Origin of the sequence: Catenulispora acidiphila DSM 44928, assembly GCF_000024025.1 — a bacterium.
GTDB classification, from domain to species: domain Bacteria; phylum Actinomycetota; class Actinomycetes; order Streptomycetales; family Catenulisporaceae; genus Catenulispora; species Catenulispora acidiphila.
Genome location: NC_013131.1, coordinates 8,650,277 through 8,665,694, shown reverse-complemented (window position 1 = coordinate 8,665,694; position 15,418 = coordinate 8,650,277). Strand labels below are relative to the sequence as shown.

The following is a 15,418-nucleotide window of genomic DNA, read 5'->3' as shown; positions in this document are numbered from 1 at the left end:
GGCGGGGGTGGTGCCGCGGCCGGGCAGTAGGTAGTGCGGTCTGTCAGTGTGCGAAAACCGGTACCGCGTCCTCGATGATGTCGGTGCTGTCCACGCCGGTGTCGTCCGTGCCGGCGCTGGAGGTGTGGCCGCCGCCCTGCTGCGGGCGGGCGTTGATCAGGACCGCCGAGACGAGCGCGGCGACCGTGAGCAGTCCGGCGGCGATCCAGTAGGCGATGGAGAAGCCGTGGACCATGGCCGCGAGCTTCAGCTGTGCGCCGTCTGCCGCGGAGTGGACGCCCGCGACGTGGCCCTTGGCGTAGTTCGCGGTCGCGCTGTTGGCGATCGTGCTCAACAGCGAGGTGCCGATCGCGCCGCCGACCTGCTGGGAGGTGCTGACCATCGCCGAGGCGACGCCGGCGTCCTGCGGCCGGACGCCGTGGGTCGCCAGGTTCATGGCGGGCATGAACACCAGGCCCATGCCGAAGCCGAGCATCAGCAGCGCGGGAAGCACGACGGTGGTGTAGGAGCCGCCGACCGAGATCTGGGTCAGGATCAGCATCGCCCCGGCGGCGATCAGGGCGCCGGGCACCATCAGCAGCTTGGTGGGGACCTTCGGCAGCAGCCGGACGGCGACCTGCGTCGCGCCGGCCATCATGCCGACCACCATCGGCAGGAATGCCAGGCCGCTCTTGAGCGGGCTGTAGCCCAGCACGATCTGCAGGTAGTAGGTGAGGAACAGGAACGCGCCGAACATGGCGACCACCGCGATGCCGATGGTCAGGTACGCCCCGCCCCGGTTCCGGTCGGTCACGACGCGCAGCGGCAGCAGCGGGGCCTTCGCGCGGGACTGGGAGAAGACGAACGCGGCGAGCAGGACGACCGCGGCGGCGATGAACCCGAGCGTGGTGCCCGAGCTCCAGCCGTCGGTCTCGGCCTTGTTGAAGCCGTAGACCAGCGAGGCCAGTCCGGCGCCGGCCAGCACGATGCCGAGGATGTCCAGGCGGTTGTGGTTGCGGGTGCCCTCGGGCTCCTTGATCTCGAAGACCGCGCCGAGCACGGCGACCACGGCGAACAGGACGTTGACGTACAGCGTCCAGCGCCAGTTCGCGTACTCGGTGAGCACGCCGCCGAGCAGCAGGCCGACCGCCGCGCCGCCGCCGGAGATGGCGCCGTAGATGCCGAAGGCCTTCGCGCGCTCCTTCGGCTGGGTGAAGGTGACGGTCAGCAGCGACAGCGCCGCGGGGGCGAGGATCGCGCCGAACGCGCCCTGCAGCGCGCGGGCGCCCAGCAGCATGCTGGTGTTGACCGCCGCACCGCCCAGGGCGGAGGCGCCGGCGAAGCCGATCAGGCCGATGAGGAACGCCCGGCGGCGTCCCCAGCGGTCGGCGATGCGTCCGCCGAACAGCAGCAGACCGCCGAAGGCCAGGGCGTAGGCGGTGACCACCCACTGCCGGTTGGCGTCGGAGATGCCCAGGTCGCGCTGGGCGGAGGGCAGGGCGATGTTCACGATGGTGCCGTCGAGGACGACCATCAGCTGGGCCAGGGCGATGAAGGCCAGGGCCCGCCACCGCCTCGGGTCGAGGGTCTGGGTTATCGACTCGGTCATGAGGAGGCGGTCCTTGTCTGGGTGGCGCTGTGGTGCGAGTGCGAGTGCGAGTGCGGGTTCGTGTTTGTGTTCGTGTTCGTGTTCGGGGTGGTGAGCGGCAGGATGATCTGGTCCAGGACCTTGTGCACGAAGGCCGGTCCCGGCGCTCTGCCGGTGAGCATCATCTGGTGGAAGACCATCGACGGCACGACGTCCGAGAGCAGGTCGTAGTCGGCGACCGGGGCGATCTCGCCGCGCGCGACCGCGCGGTCGAACACGACGCGGAACACTTCCTTGCGCGGCGCGATGAAGTGCTCGGCGAACACCTCGCGCAGCTTGGCGTCGCGGACCAGCCCGGAGACCAGTCCGGCCTGGACGTCGGTGCGGAAGGCGTCGTCGCCTTCGTGGAAGTGGCAGGTGAGCTCGACCAGGTCGCCGCGCAGCGTGCCGGTGTCCGGCAGCTCGGGCTGGGCCTTCATCCGTCCGACCGCGTCGACGACCAGCTCGGCCTTGCCGGCCCAGCGGCGGTAGCACGTCGCCTTGCCGGCGCCGGCGCGCGCGGCGACGGCGTCGATGGTCAGGCGGTCGTAGCCGACGTCGGCCAGCACCTCCAGCGCGGCCTGGCACAGCGCGTCGTCGCGGGAGGCGTCGCGCTTGCGCCCGGGGGCGTGGCCGGGCTCGGTCACCTGGCTGTGCTGGGTCATCGGTGCTCACCCACCTCAATGCTGAACGAATTTGTATCGAAACGGTGTCGTCTCGGAACTACATCGTATCGAAACTACTGCGTTTCGCAAACGCGGCGGGCCCGGCGCGCCTACCCCTCGGCGCCCGCGCGCTCGGCGAACACCTCGCGAGCTGCGGCGATGCCGTTGAGAGCGGCGGGGAAGCCGGCGTATCCGGCCATCTGCATGATCGCCTCGACCGGCTCCTCGCGGGTCCCGCCGACGTTGAGCAGGCCGTGGAGGTGCACCCGCAGCTGCGCGGCGGCGGTGCCGAGCGCGGTGCAGGCCGCGACGGTGGCCAGCTCGCGGCTCTTCAGGTCCAGGCCGGGGCGGGAGTAGATGTCGGCGAAGGCGAATCCGACCAGCAGCCGGGCGAAGTCCGGCGAGATCGGCGCCAGCGAGGCCATGACCTGGTCGCCGGCCCGGCCGTCGATGGCCTGCAGCGCGTCCAGCCCGCGGTTGTAGCGCTGCTCGGCGCTCTCCTGCTCCTCGATCGGGGACGCTGTCGGCGACCAGTCGAGATCGGTCCGGTCGGCGAAGGCGGCCTTGGCGACGGCGAGCCCGTTGAGCGTGGCCGGCACCCCGGCGTACACGCTCATGTGCATGATCACCTCGACGATCTCGGTCGGGCCGACGCCGACGTTCAGAGCGCCGTCGATGTGAAAGCGCAGCTGCGGGGCGGCGGTGCCCAGGGCAGTGAGCGCGGCGATGTTGATGATCTGCCGCTGCGGCAGGGTCAGCCCGGGCCGGGAGTAGATGTCGGCGTAGAACTCGATGGTCAGGCGCGCCAGGTCCGGAGCGGTGTCGGCGAGGCCGGCCAGCGCCCGGGTCGGGTCGGTGCCGCCGACCTGCCCGAGGAGGGCCAGACCGCGGTCGTAGCGGCTGGCGGGGCGGTCGGCGTGGTCGGCGTGGTCGGCGTGATCGGGCTGGCCGGTCTGGGTGGTCTCGGTGGTCGGGCTGCTGTGCTCGGGCTGGGGCGCGGTGCCGGACATGTGCGGTTCCTTCGTTCCGGGAGTGACAACAGGCAGATCGTCCTGCCATCCAACCCCGAACGGCAGGGCTCTTAGGCCCGCTCCCCCCGGCGTGGCGCTAAAGTGGCCGCGCTAAAGGGGATCTCAGCAGCCATCAACCAACCGGGGGACTTGTGTCCAAGCGATCAACGAAGTCTGCTCTGCTACTGGGCGCGTCGGCCGTGCTCGCGCTGGCGATGACCGCCTGTTCGTCCTCGGGCTCGGCTCCGACCGCGGCGGGCAAGACCTCCGCCACGGGCTCGGCAGCCGCCTCGACCACGGCCTCGTCGGCCGCCTCGAGCACGTCGGCATCCGACACGTCGTCCGCGCCGTCCTCGGGGGCATCGGACTCGGACACCGCCTCGGCGGACCCGTCGGCCACGCCGCCGGCCATCACGAACAAGACCTCGGACTGGGTCGAGCGCAGCGGCTTCAAGTTCAAGGTCGACGTCGTGACCTACCCGTACAACCCGCCGGCCGGCTACTCCCTGCATCCGGCCTCGAACCAGGAGTACCTCAAGCTCCACGTCGAACTGGCCAACACCGCCGGCGCGGGCGCCTTCTCGATGATGGACCTCGAAGTCCGCGACAGCGCGGACCACGAGATCCTGCCCGACATCGTGGCGACCGACGAGCTGCCCGCGAACGTGCGCCTGAACCTGCTGAACCTGAAGCCCGGCGAGAAGCAGACCGGCGAGCTGGTCTTCATCGCGCCCAAGGGCGCCAAGGGTCTTCGCCTGGTCTTCAAGGGCACCCTGATGACCGCCCAGGGAACCGTCACCCCCGGGGACCCGCCGGTCATCGACCTCGGGGTTTGAGGCCGGCTCCGGCGCGCGTCGGACGCGGCGTCCGACGCGCGCTACGGCCGCGACTCGTACCGCTTGTCCCTGATGTGGATCTGCGCCGGCTTGCCCTCGCCGGTGCTGCGGCGGTCGACGTCGAACAGGCCGGTCGCGGTCACGAGGTTGCTGAGCTTGGGGTAGCCGTAGGTGCGGGAGTCGAAGTCCGGCTGTTGGTTGGTCAGGATGTGGCCGACGCCGGACAACCCGGCCCAGCCGTCCTCGTCGCTGGCCGCCTCAACCGCGTTGCGCAGCAGGTTCACCAGCTTCGCGTCGCCGCGCAGCTTCGTCGCCGCGATCTTGGCTGTCGGCTTCTCCACGGTGCTCGGGACGATCTCGTCGGGGAACGCGCCCTCCTCGGCGAAGGCGAGGTTCTCGGTGTAGACGAACTTGTCGCACGCCGCGACGAACGGCTTCGGCGTCTTGCGCTCGCCGAAGCCGTAGACGATCAGGCCGGACTCGCGGATCCGGGCCGCGAGGCGGGTGAAGTCGCTGTCGGAGGAGACGATGCAGAACCCCTCGAAGCGCCCGGAGTACAGCAGGTCCATGGCGTCGATGACCATCGCGGCGTCGGTGGCGTTCTTGCCGGAGGTGTAGGCGAACTGCTGGATCGGCTGGATGCTCAGCGCGAGCAGGTGCTCCTTCCAGCCCTTGAGGCTGGTCCCGGTCCAGTCGCCGTAGGCGCGCTTGACGTGCGCCGTGCCGTACTTGGCGATCTCCGCGAGCAGCGTCGCCGCGTTGGACGGCTGGGCGTTGTCGGCGTCGATCAGCACCGCCAGCTTGACCGGGTTCTCCGCGACCATGGGCTGTTCCCTTCGAGTCCGTCCGAGATGTCAGTCCGAGATGTCAGCCACCGTAGCGATCACCGGCCGGATCCGTGCGCACCGCGCCGCGCGGTGCCGCCGACTCCACGATCTGCATCACTTCAAAATCTGCACCACTCCAAAATCTGTGCTACCTTGATCTTGTTGCAGTCGTGGTACCCATGTCTTAATGTGCGCCTGATGCTTTGCGGCTCAGGCGTCTTTTGTTTTCCGGGTTTCTCCGGGCGGGGTTCATTTCGGCGGCCAGGGCTTCGCGCAGTGCGGAGATTCCTTTCGTTCCCCATACCAGGAGGAAAAATCATGACCGATGGCACCGTGAAGTGGTTCAACGCGGAAAAGGGCTTCGGCTTCATCGAGCAGGACGGCGGCGGCGCCGACGTCTTCGCCCACTTCTCGAACATCGCGGCCGACGGCTACCGCGAGCTCCAGGAGGGCCAGCGCGTGAGCTTCGAGGTCACCCAGGGCCAGAAGGGCCCGCAGGCTGTGAACATCGTTCCGGCCCGGTAGCGGACCGCTCGCCCGGTTTTCCGGACGTTTCTTAAGTACTGCCCGGCACCTGATTCAGGTGCCGGGCAGTACTTTTCTCACGTCAAGCGGCTGCGCGGAGCCGGGTGAGCGCCTCGCTGAGGATGGCTTCGGCGTCAGCGTCGCTGCGCCGCTCGCGGACATACGCCAGATGGGACTTGAACGGAGCCGTCGGGATCAGAGCCGGCGGATTCTCGGGGTCCCGGCCCGCCGGACGGTTGCAGTCGTGGCAGTCCCAGGTCACCGGGACTTCCGCGGTCGCCGCGAAGACCGGGCTGGTCGAATGGCCGATCGCACACCAGAAGGTCACCGCGATCCGCGCGACCGACAGCCCTCGTTCGTTCTCGCCTCTGGGTCCTGCGCCTATCCTGCTCCCGCGTATTCCGGTCCGCGCCATAGTGTGGGGCCTCCTTTGCCGCGGCCGGCTCTGAGCTCAGCTGAGCGAACCGTCCCGCTGTGACGAACAGTACGCCCTCATAAAAGCCGTAGCGCCTGTTCGCGCGATGCTCGCCGACCGGCGATTCGGCTGTGCGGCAACCGCTCCATGCGGTGAGTGTCGAGTCAGCTCCGGACGGTCACCGCGGTCGGCGCCGAGGCGCAGCTTGGCGCGCGGCATGGCGATGCCGCCCAACGCCTGCGGAACGAGGCGCCGAGCGGCATCAGAATCCTGATCAGACGCGCTGTGCTCTCGACCGTCGCCAGCTCACGGCTCCGGCGCCGACCACTCCGAATCCGATCAGTACCACGCCGGCGGTGAGCGGAGCGGTGTTCGTGGACGAGTTCTTGCTCGCTACGGTCGGCTGGAACCCGCCGGCCAGACCTGCCTTGTCGTAGGCGCTGCCCGGCATCTTGTCGGCGTAGCGAGTGCGGACCAGCTGGTGGTAGTCGGCGAGCGTGACGCCACTTCCGACGGAAGCGCGCGCGGCGGCGTTCAGCGGCAGGACGCGGCCGCCGACCACCTGGTACCAGGCGCCGATCTGCGGTTCTTCGAAGACGGCGGCGCCTGGTGTCGCCTGAGCTGTGTATGTGGTCTCGTCAGAGCCTGAGGCGATGTTGACGACCTTCCAGCCTTGGGAGCCGACATCCGCGGTCCACACGGATGCGTGCGTACCGCTCGCGCTGATCGTGTCGGTGGCCAGGAAGGACAGCTGTGCCACCGGCGTGGCTGTTCCGGAGGCGGACGGGTCCGCGACGAAGGCCGGCGAGAGGTAGTAGACCGGCACGGTCGCGCCGTCGATGCGGGGTGCTGCGGCGGCTGCCGCCGCGGCGAGTTGGTGCGCGTCGCCCTGCGGCTTGTGGCCGCCCGAGGCGAAGAACTGGCCGACGGTCGGCAGCGCACCGTTCGCGGCGTCACGCGCGGCGGCGACGTCGTGGGGCGACGGAGCTGCGGGGATCGCGGGCGCCGCGGGGACGGTCGCGCCGGCGTGAGCGGTGCCGCTCATCGTGACCATCATCGCGGCGGCGATCGCGGTGGTCGCGCTCCCGGCGGGAATCCTGGTGAGTCTCATCGTCTGCCGCCTCCTCACGCGCCGATGTAGTCGAGAGAGTGGGTCCAGGAGAACGAATCGTTGCTCACGTAGTAGGTGTAGGAGCCCCAGTTGTAGCGGTCGTCGGACGGCCACGGGTCGCCCCAGTAGACCCAGCTCTGGCTCTGGTCGTAGCCGTAGAGCACCTCCATGTGCCCGCCGCCGGAGGACCACTGGATCCGCGCCATCACCGGCCGTCCGGCATCGATCTCCCGGATGATGGAGGAGTAGTAGAGGTAGCCGGTGACGTAGTTCCCCGGCGAGATCCCGATCCGCTCGAACGCGTTCTGGTCGTTGGCGAGCGAGGCCTGCGAGTTCGAGCACGAGGCGTTGGTCGAGTTGCCGAACGCCATGTCGCAGAACTGGTTCTGCGAGTAGCGGTAGCCGTAGAAGCTGGCGACGGTGTTGCCGGTGGCGGCCCAGCACCAGTTCGAGTACTGCTGGGACTGCATGGTGATGGACAGCTGGTTGGCGGTCGCGGCCGACGCCGGCACCGCGATGGTGGTGAGCAGCGCCACCGCGGCTGCGAGCACTGCGATACGCGATCGTCCGGGACGCTTGGCGTGGGGTGTGGGGGACACGCGGGACTCCTCTCGAGTCCGTCCTGGTGGAGGTGAATGGTGAACGGTGGCGTAACCGTAGGTCCGCCCTGAACAGCGCGAACAGCGTCCCGGTAAGCGCTGCGGCGACACGGTGAACGCGGTAGCGGTCCTTCACAACCCGAGCCGGTGTGAACGCCGCGCAAACCCCGGGTCAGCACACCTTGACAGTCTCCTGAACACCGCAGTTCCGTGTCTCACTGTGAACATTCACACCGGTTCGCCCACCACCGCGACGGCCCTGCGCACCGGCCCGTTCGCCGAGGCCTTCCGCGCCGCCGTCACCGCGCGCGGCCTCTCGCTGGACAGCCTCCAACGCCACCTGGCCGAGCGCGGCGTCCGCGTCGGCGTCGCCACCCTGAGCTGCTGGCAGAACGGCCGCCGCCGACCGGAACGCCCGGCCTCGCTGCGCGCCGTATCAGCCCTCGAAGACATCCTCGGTCTGCCGGCCGGCTCCCTGCTGGTCCTGCTCGGACCACCCCGACCCCGCGGACACGGAGTGGGACTGCCGGCGGGCTCGCGCGAATACCGGCACATCCTCCCCACCTGGGCCGCCCTGACCGACATGCTCGCGTCCCTGGGCACCGTCGCCGACACCAAGCTCCACATCGCCGCCCAACACGAACAGGTCTGGATCGACGACCAGGGCTGCTCCCCGCGCCGCGAGACCTTCCAGATCCTGCGCGCCCACCAGGACGACGTCGACCGCTACGTCGCCATCGTCGACGCCGACCCGGGCGCTGACATCGCCCGCATCGGCGTCGAGGCCCTGGAGAACTGCCGCCTAGGCCGCGTCCGCCGCGACCCCGAAGCCGGCCTCCTGGTCGCCGAACTCCTCTTCGACCTAACCCTTCGTCCCCACCAGACCCACCTGATCCGCTACGCCGTGACCGACCACGCCGCCGTCGAATGCCGCGACTTCCACCGCGGCTTCCGCTTCCCAGCGGGACAGTACGCACTACAGGTCCGATTCGCCCCGGCGCGGCTGCCAGTGGCCTGCTTCGCCTATCGGGGCGCGGTCGAGGAGGAGCTGGCGATGACCGGACACCACGCGGTGCACATCAATGTGGATCCGGTGCCGCCGGGGATTGTCGGGATTCGGTGGGAGTGGGAGTAGGCAGCCCGCGCCGGAGCGCCGACCGGAAGCGATGCCCCGGCCACCGCGCCGACCTCGGCACGCACCTGTGCCTACTCGGAGTCGTCTGAGGCTGCGCCGGTCGTGGAGCCCGGCTGATCGCCTCCGCCCGCCGCGACACCCGCCGGAACATTGGCCGGAACTGTTGCCGGGGCGAAGACGCTGCTGCCCGTCCGAGCCTTCTGCCTCTGCCGTGCGCGCACTCGCTCGACGAACCGCATCACCCGCGTCGCCGGCCACCACAGCACTGCGACCAGGACTGCGAACGGCAGCAGCGCTCCGACGATCACCAGCAGCACCTTCACCGTGCCGGTGAACGCCTGCCAGCCGTCGTGCAGGCCGCGCTGGAGGGCGTTCTGGTGCTTGACCACGGGGTGCGGTGCCGGTGCCTCGGGCACGAGGAAGGTGACCGTGATCGTGGACATCGACACCTGGTCGTTCAGGGTGGCCAGCTGCGCCTGCATCGACTCCAGGTCCGCCTCGCGCCGCGAGAGCTCGCTTTCCAGCGTCACCACGTCCGACAGGTTCGCGGCGTTCTTCATCAGATCGGTGATCCGGTTGATGCTCGCCTGCTGTGCGGTGATGCGCGTGCTGGTGTCCACGACCTGCGAGGTGACGTCGGAGGCCGAGCGGGTCTCGTCCTGCACGACCCCTCCGCTGTCCAGCTGCCCGATCACCTTGTCGAAGGCGGTTGACGGCACACGCAGCGTCACCGTCGACTGAGTCAGGCCCTTCACATCCGCCACTGTCCCGGACAGGGACTTCTCGTCCCCCACGAACCCGCCGTTGCTCGCCGCCAGCGTCTCGGCGTTCGCGGTGGCGCCCGCGACATCCTTCGTGCGCACCGTCATGCTGGCGGTGTAGACCAGACTGCGGCCGGCCACCGGCGTCTTGGCCAGCGAGTTCCCCGAAGCCGGCGCCGCGCCCGCCTTCGGCGCCGCCCCGGACAACCCGCCGCCGCTACCCCCGTTGCCGCCCGCCGCCACACTGCCCACACTCGACGCCGCCGAGCTGCTGCTCTTGCTGCTACCGCATCCCGCACTCAGCCCGATCACCACGACCGCGGCCGCCACCGCCACCATCCGCCCTCTATGAGCACCCTGTCTCATCCGCCCGGCCCTCCCGAGACCCCGGTTCCGCCCTGTGACGGAGCCGTAACAGCAGTGGGACGGCGCCGCACGCCGCGCGGTTCCCGCTTACGGCCTCACGGTTCGGTCACAGACTGGTGTCTGTTGTGGAGCGGGATGGACGAAGCCTGCCTTCCTCAGTCCTGTGTGGATGTCCAGACCGCCGCCGCTTGTGCGCCCAAGAACCGCATCGCCCCGCGCCAGCGCTTGCTGACCCGGGGCGATGCGAGATGGCAGTTGATTAGCTCGGGCTCCCCATACAGGCATAGGGCGCACCGACCTGCGGCGGCACCGACGTCACGCCGGGCGGCAGCACGCCGTGCAGCGCGTAGTACGCCAGGTCCGTCGCGATCGCCTGGGTGTCCGTGGCGGTGGCGCCGGCGGCGTTGACGAAGTTGCCGGCGCCGAGTTGCGCCACCGAGTTCACCGGGTCGACGCCGTAGGAGAACGGGGTGCCCGGTCCCGGGAGGTCGGACGGGTTCGCCCAGTTGCACACGTTGCTGTACAGCGCGCGGACTGCCGGGGTGCCGACCGCGTAGACGAGGTAGTTGCCGTCGAGGGTGTCGGCCCAGGCCGTCGCGAAGGAGGTGGTCACCTGCTGCGCGGGCAGCCCGGCGGCGTCGGCGGCGGCGCGCGCGGTCGTCGCGTCCGCGGCGTCGGCCGCGTACAGGACGATCTGGTTCGCCCAGGTCGACGGGGCGGTGGGCAGCGCCGGCGCCGTGCTCCAGGAGCCGGACGGATCGCCGCTGCGTGCCCCGGTCGTCTCCTCGGTGATGGTGCTCCCGGTGGTCAGGTACAGGTTCGAGGGCTCCTCGTCGACCTGGTAGGCGCTCGCGCCCACGATGCCGTCAGCCGATCCCGGCAGGGTCTTGGTCTGCCAGCCGGTGCCGTCGTTGTAGGTGACCCCCGGCGCGCCGGACGCGGTCAGGTAGAACACTTCCATGCCCAGGGGAGCGCTGACGCTCGTGTCGGTCAGCGTGCCGGGCGGCTGCGGGAAGTCGCCGACGACCGCCGGCAGCACCGAGGGCAGCAGGTAGGTCGTCGCGGACTTGCCGGTCTTCGCTGCCGGCGAACCGGGCAGCGTGGACGGCTTCCAGCGCGGTCCGTCCTGGGTCGCGGTACCGAGCGTGCCGGAGGGCGTGGTGTAGAAGACCTCCGCGGTGCCCGAGGCCGTCGTGGCCGCGGCGAGGCTGCTGCCCTTGGCCGCGAACGCCGCCATGGGAACCGTGATCCAGGCCGGGCCGATGTCGGTGCTCGAGGTGACCAGGCCGCCCGGGCCGATCCCGAGGATCACCGGGCCGCTCGTCGTGTCGGCGAGCACCAGCGAGCCGGGCTGCGCGACCGGTGCCGGGTCGAGGACGTGAGTGGTCCAGCCGGAGGCCGACTGCACGTCCGCGGACAGCTGGCGGTGCGCGTTGACGAAGAAGACCTCGACGCTGCCGTCGGCCGTCGTCGTCGCGTTGACCGCGCCGCCGGCGATCGCCGTGCCGGGAAGGGCCTGCGTCTGCCAACCGGTCGGGGTCTGCGTGGTCTCGGCGAGCCCGCCGCCGGCGGTGCGGTAGAAGGCGTGCGCGGTGTTCACCCACCGGTTCGCCGCGTCCGGGAACGTCAGGGCTGTGATGTTGCCGGTGGCGTCAGGGGTGCCCGGGACGCTCCACTGGATCCACTGCCCGCCGTTCCAGTAGTCGACTGCGAGGCCGCCCTGGGAACGGACGAAGGTGTACTGCACCACCGGCAGCGGGTCGTACCAGATCTGGTCGGTCGGCGCCGTGGCGATCGCCGCGGAGGCCGCGAGGACCTGGATGTTCTTGCGCACCGTGGTGGTGGTGCCGAAGCTGGAGGTGATCGTCACGGTGGCGGTGTACGTGCCCGGCTCGCTGAAGACGTGGGTCACGTCGGCGCCGGTCTCGTTGGTCATCCGGGTGTCGCCGAAGGTCCAGTAGTAGCCGGTGATCGTGCCGCCGGGCACCGAGCCGGACGCGTGGAACCGCGCCGTGGCGCCGTCGACGGCGACCGTGGCGGCGTCCATCGTGCCGGCCGGGTTCGGCTGCTGCGCCGTGGTCGGCGGGGTCACCAGCGCCCACTGCTCGCCCGGGCCCTCGACGCTCGCGGCGAAGGCGGCCAGGTCGGTGATGTTCTGGTCGTACTGGACGTTCACCGCCGCGCCGCCGGAGAAGTCGCCGTTGACCATGTCGATCGAGCCGTCGGGGTGGACGGCGGAGACGAGGCCGACGTGGTCGGCGAAGCCGTTGGGGAGCCGGCCCGGCGAGTAGAAGAGCACTGCGTCGCCCGGCTCGGGCGTCCCGCTGTTCGCCTGCGGGTTCTGCCCCTGGTGCACCGCCCAGGTGTGGAAGGAGACCGCGCCGGCGTTCAGCGTGTTCATGTCCGCCGTGACGCCCGCCTGCTGCCAGACCCACTTCGCGAAGTCGGCGCACCAGGTCTCGTTCTGGTTCCTGACGTTGAAGCTGGAGTCGAAGCCGCAGCCGTCGCTGTCGGAGGAGAAGCCCGCGACCAGGGTGCTGTACGGGTCGCAGTCGATGGTGCTGAAGTTCGGCACCGGCGGATCGGTCTGGACCCCGACCTGGCTCAGCGCGATGTCGGCGATCTTCTGGCCGAGCGGCGTAGTGTCCGCCGGCGTCGTCGCCGCCTGCGTGTCGGCCGCCAACGCCTTGCGCGCCTGAGCCTGCTCGGCGGGCGCCGAACCCGTGCACACGCTCGAGGCGGAGATGCCCCACGCGGTCTTCAGCGCGGCGGGCAGACCGACGGCGCAGCCGTACAGGCCCGTGCTGACGAGATGCCAGCTGCTCCCGGTCTGGACGAAGACGCCGGTGTCGGCGTCCTGCAGCCCGACCGCCTCCTGCGGCTTGGCCGTCTCGGCCGTGGCGAACGCGGCGATGGCCCAGGTACGGCCGTCGGCGGCGCCGGTGTGCAGCGATCCGTCACGGATACCGCCGATCGCGGTGTCGTCGACGTGCCGCCCGGCCGCGAAGGCCTGGGTCAGCGACGCCGCGGTGGACGTCGCGGCCGGCGCTGTCGCTGTGCTCTGCGACGGGTCCGCACCGGCCGCGGAGGCCGTGGCGGGCAGGACCGTCGCGGCGGTGAGTGTGAGGGTCGCGAGTATGGGCACGAGTGCCCGCCCGAATCGCGGGCGTGTCCGAGTGCGTGGCATGGTCAGCGTCCTTCTCATCCCGACGAAGTCAATGTTCTGCGTAGGGTGGAGCGGTTTCGAGGGTAGTCCCCCTCGGCCGGGAGTGGCAGGTTCCCGCCACGAGTGGCGGGTTCCCGCTGGGGACGGCTGCGTGCCGACACACATCAGCTCCGCGGACGCCGCGAATATCGCGACGCCCCCGGAGCCGTCTCGTCAGCTCGGATGCGAGCCGACCTCACCGATCAGCAGGTCCCGTTGTCCTGCCACACCGCCCACGAGGCCGGCGCGCCCGGGGTGGCTCCGGTCGAGTACCAGGTGGAGGTGTACTTGTCGCCGTTGTACGCCACCACGTCGCCCGGCACGTACGACGTGCTCGCGCTCCACGGCGTGAGCCCGGTGCAGCCGCCGCCTCCGGAACCGGTGACTGTCCAGGTGAAGGTGGTGGAGCCGGTGGCCGTGCCCGAGGACGCGGTCACCGTCACCGAGGAGGTCCCGGCGGCGCTCGGAGTCCCGGAGATCAGACCGGTGCTGCTGATCGCCAGTCCGCTCGGCAGACCGGTGGCGGAGTAGGTCAGCGGATTGTCCGCCGAGTCTGCCGCGGAGATCTGCAACGACGCCGGGGTTCCGGCCGTCGAGCTCTGATTCCCCGGGTTCCGCACCGACACGGTCTCGCCGCCTGCCGGGCTGACCGTCCAGCTGAAGCTGGTCGATCCGGTGGCGGTGCCCGAAGAAGCCGTCACCGTCACCGAGAAGGTCCCGGCGGTGGTCGGGCTCCCGGTGATGAGACCGGTGCTGCTGATCGACAGCCCGTCCGGCAGACCGGTGGCGGAGTAGGTCAGCGACTTGCCCGCCGAGTCCGAGCCGGAGATCTGCAGGGACGCCTTGGAACCGACCGCCGAACTCTGGTTCCCCGGGTTCGTGACCGACACCGTCTCGGCGGCCGTGCCCGCGCTGAAGCCGCTGGTGCCGTTCGGCGTGCCCCAGCCGGTCGGGCCGTCGTAGCCGGCGCCGGCGGTGCAGAAGTACGCCGGGGAGCAGCTGCCGTTGCGGCCGCTGGTCACGTCGTTGAAGCTGCCGGTGTGGCTGTACGGGTACTGCGCCGCGTGGTCGCCCGGGTTCGGCGCGCCGGCCAGGGCCCACGTCGAGGCGATGATCGGGGACGACGCCGAGGTGCCGCCGTACACCGACCAGCCGTTGCCGCCGTAGGTCTGGTAGACCGCGACGCCGGTGGCCGGGTCGGCGACCGCCGAGACGTCCGCCTCCATCCGCCGCGAGCAGCCGGTGTCGTGCTGCCAGGACGGCTTCGGGTCGTAGGAGGAGCACCCTGAGCCGGTGCCCTCCGTGGAGTTGGTGAACCAGACCGACTCGCTCCAGCCGCGCGTGCCGCCGCCGCGGTTCAGCGAGGTGCCGCCGACCGCCGTCACGTACTGCGACGTCGCCGGGTACTCCGCGCCGTAGGCGGAGTCACCGGTGCTGGCAGTGATGGCCACGCCCGGGTGGTTGAAGTAGGCGCTGTCCGAGGAGGTGTCCGAGGAGTCCTCGGAACCGCCATAGCTGTTGGACACGAACTTCGCACCCTGAGCCACCGCCTGGTTCACCCCGGCACCGAGGTCCGACATGTTCGCCGAGGCGGCCTCGACCAGCACGATGTGGCACGCCGGGCAGACCGCCGAGACCATGTCCAGGTCCAGGGAGATCTCCCCGGCCCAGCCGGTGTCCGGCGTGGGGTAGTTCCGCCCGCCGTTCTCGTCGACCTTCTTGAAGCAGCCGTTGGCCGTGGTGCACGCCGGCAGGCCGTAGTTGGACCGGTACGCCGCCAGATCGCTCTCGGCGTTCGGGTCGTCCTGCGCGTCGACGATGCCGACGGTCTGGCCCGACCCGCCGCCCGGCAGGTTGTAGGCGCTCAGGAGGTCGGACGGACCGTAGCCGGAGACGGCCAGGCCGGCCGATGCCGGATGCTCCCGGACGTCGGTACGGCGCAGCGCCAGACACGACATCTGGCCGGGGCGCGTCGGGGCGGTGCAGGAGTGGACGTAGTCCGCAGCGGCGCCGGTCTTGGTCGCGGTCACGGTCGTGGTCGTGGTCGTGGTCGAGGCTGAGGTGGACGCGGAGTGCGAAACGGTGGTGGAGGCGGAGGCGATCGAGCTGGCCGAAGCAGCGCTCGTGACGCCGCCCCACACCAACGCGGACGCGGCCACCAGGGCCGCGAACCGGGCGGCCGTACCGGACCGCCAGCGTGTTGCCGAGCGAAGGTTGTCCACTCGGACTCCTTTCCATGGCAGGGGACATCAGGCTCGCGGCACGCCACGAGCCGTCCGTCCAGGAATGGGATTCGACGGCCGGACCCAGGCGAGAGGGCCGGCCGCCCCGCTGAGCCGCACCGTAATCCCGCCAAC

13 protein-coding genes are annotated in these 15,418 nt (G+C 70.4%); 3 read left to right on the top strand and 10 right to left on the bottom strand.

Annotated features, from left to right (window positions below; translation table 11 throughout):
* Positions 1-43: 43 nt before the first annotated feature.
* The 3 genes from CACI_RS36915 to CACI_RS36905 all read right to left on the bottom strand — a co-directional run bounded on the left by CACI_RS36915 (position 44) and on the right by CACI_RS36905 (position 3,281).
* The gene (locus tag CACI_RS36915) at positions 44-1,588 is read right to left on the bottom strand and encodes an MFS transporter (RefSeq protein ID WP_015796023.1); all 1,545 of its coding nucleotides are present in this window, start codon (positions 1,586-1,588) and stop codon (positions 44-46) included.
* Positions 1,585-2,271: a TetR/AcrR family transcriptional regulator gene (locus CACI_RS36910; RefSeq protein WP_015796022.1), complete on the bottom strand. Its 687-nt coding sequence runs from the start codon at positions 2,269-2,271 to the stop codon at positions 1,585-1,587. Before CACI_RS36910 ends, CACI_RS36915 begins: the two co-directional genes overlap by 4 nt.
* 110 nt (positions 2,272-2,381) lie before the next feature.
* Positions 2,382-3,281: a carboxymuconolactone decarboxylase family protein gene (locus CACI_RS36905; protein WP_015796021.1), complete on the bottom strand. Its 900-nt coding sequence runs from the start codon at positions 3,279-3,281 to the stop codon at positions 2,382-2,384.
* Positions 3,282-3,433: 152 nt separating this feature from the next.
* On the opposite strand from CACI_RS36905, the gene CACI_RS36900 reads away from it, so the two are divergent.
* Positions 3,434-4,117 (top strand): DUF4352 domain-containing protein, encoded by a 684-nt coding sequence (locus tag CACI_RS36900; RefSeq protein WP_015796020.1) that lies wholly within the window; start codon positions 3,434-3,436, stop codon positions 4,115-4,117.
* 41 nt (positions 4,118-4,158) lie between these two features.
* Here the strand turns inward: CACI_RS36900 and CACI_RS36895 are convergent, their stop codons facing one another.
* Complete coding sequence (locus CACI_RS36895; protein WP_015796019.1) at positions 4,159-4,941, bottom strand: NYN domain-containing protein; 783 nt, start codon at positions 4,939-4,941, stop codon at positions 4,159-4,161.
* A gap of 321 nt (positions 4,942-5,262) precedes the next feature.
* Between CACI_RS36895 and CACI_RS36890 the strand changes: the two genes are divergently transcribed.
* Entirely contained in the window at positions 5,263-5,469 is a 207-nt protein-coding gene (locus tag CACI_RS36890; protein ID WP_015796018.1) for a cold-shock protein, read from the top strand.
* A gap of 82 nt (positions 5,470-5,551) precedes the next feature.
* Here CACI_RS36890 and CACI_RS36885 read toward each other — a convergent pair whose 3' ends face one another.
* From CACI_RS36885 to CACI_RS36875, 3 genes are all read right to left on the bottom strand, one after another.
* A complete protein-coding gene (locus CACI_RS36885; RefSeq protein WP_015796017.1) occupies positions 5,552-5,884 on the bottom strand; it encodes an RNA polymerase-binding protein RbpA in 333 nt (110 codons plus the stop codon).
* A 274-nt stretch (positions 5,885-6,158) separates the two neighbouring features.
* A complete protein-coding gene (locus CACI_RS36880) occupies positions 6,159-6,995 on the bottom strand; it encodes a hypothetical protein (RefSeq protein ID WP_015796016.1) in 837 nt (278 codons plus the stop codon).
* Positions 6,996-7,009: 14 nt separating this feature from the next.
* Positions 7,010-7,594: a papain-like cysteine protease family protein gene (locus CACI_RS36875; RefSeq protein ID WP_015796015.1), complete on the bottom strand. Its 585-nt coding sequence runs from the start codon at positions 7,592-7,594 to the stop codon at positions 7,010-7,012.
* Positions 7,595-7,814: 220 nt separating this feature from the next.
* Here CACI_RS36875 and CACI_RS36870 point away from each other — a divergent pair, with 220 nt between their 5' ends.
* Positions 7,815-8,729 carry a helix-turn-helix domain-containing protein gene (locus CACI_RS36870; protein ID WP_015796014.1) on the top strand — a complete coding sequence of 305 codons (915 nt, stop codon included), beginning with the start codon at positions 7,815-7,817 and terminating at the stop codon, positions 8,727-8,729.
* A gap of 71 nt (positions 8,730-8,800) precedes the next feature.
* Here the strand turns inward: CACI_RS36870 and CACI_RS36865 are convergent, their stop codons facing one another.
* The 3 genes from CACI_RS36865 to CACI_RS36855 form a co-directional block, all read right to left on the bottom strand.
* On the bottom strand, positions 8,801-9,856 hold the full coding sequence (locus tag CACI_RS36865; RefSeq protein ID WP_015796013.1) for a DUF4349 domain-containing protein: 1,056 nt from the start codon (positions 9,854-9,856) through the stop codon (positions 8,801-8,803).
* 259 nt (positions 9,857-10,115) lie between these two features.
* On the bottom strand, positions 10,116-13,001 hold the full coding sequence (locus CACI_RS46590; protein ID WP_049871831.1) for a PKD domain-containing protein: 2,886 nt from the start codon (positions 12,999-13,001) through the stop codon (positions 10,116-10,118).
* Positions 13,002-13,264: 263 nt separating this feature from the next.
* Positions 13,265-15,283: a putative Ig domain-containing protein gene (locus tag CACI_RS36855; protein WP_015796011.1), complete on the bottom strand. Its 2,019-nt coding sequence runs from the start codon at positions 15,281-15,283 to the stop codon at positions 13,265-13,267.
* Between the last annotated feature and the right edge of the window lie 135 nt (positions 15,284-15,418).

Bases quoted from the DNA above. Each gene is read 5' to 3' on its own strand.
- CACI_RS36880 (WP_015796016.1), bottom strand. From the start codon at position 6,995: ATGAGACTCACCAGGATTCCCGCCGGGAGCGCGACCACCGCGATCGCC.
- CACI_RS36865 (WP_015796013.1), bottom strand. From the start codon at position 9,856: ATGAGACAGGGTGCTCATAGAGGGCGGATGGTGGCGGTGGCGGCCGCG.
- CACI_RS36885 (WP_015796017.1), bottom strand. From the start codon at position 5,884: ATGGCGCGGACCGGAATACGCGGGAGCAGGATAGGCGCAGGACCCAGA.
- CACI_RS36905 (WP_015796021.1), bottom strand. From the start codon at position 3,281: ATGTCCGGCACCGCGCCCCAGCCCGAGCACAGCAGCCCGACCACCGAG.
- CACI_RS36895 (WP_015796019.1), bottom strand. From the start codon at position 4,941: ATGGTCGCGGAGAACCCGGTCAAGCTGGCGGTGCTGATCGACGCCGAC.
- CACI_RS36915 (WP_015796023.1), bottom strand. From the start codon at position 1,588: ATGACCGAGTCGATAACCCAGACCCTCGACCCGAGGCGGTGGCGGGCC.
- CACI_RS36910 (WP_015796022.1), bottom strand. From the start codon at position 2,271: ATGACCCAGCACAGCCAGGTGACCGAGCCCGGCCACGCCCCCGGGCGC.
- CACI_RS36890 (WP_015796018.1), top strand. From the start codon at position 5,263: ATGACCGATGGCACCGTGAAGTGGTTCAACGCGGAAAAGGGCTTCGGC.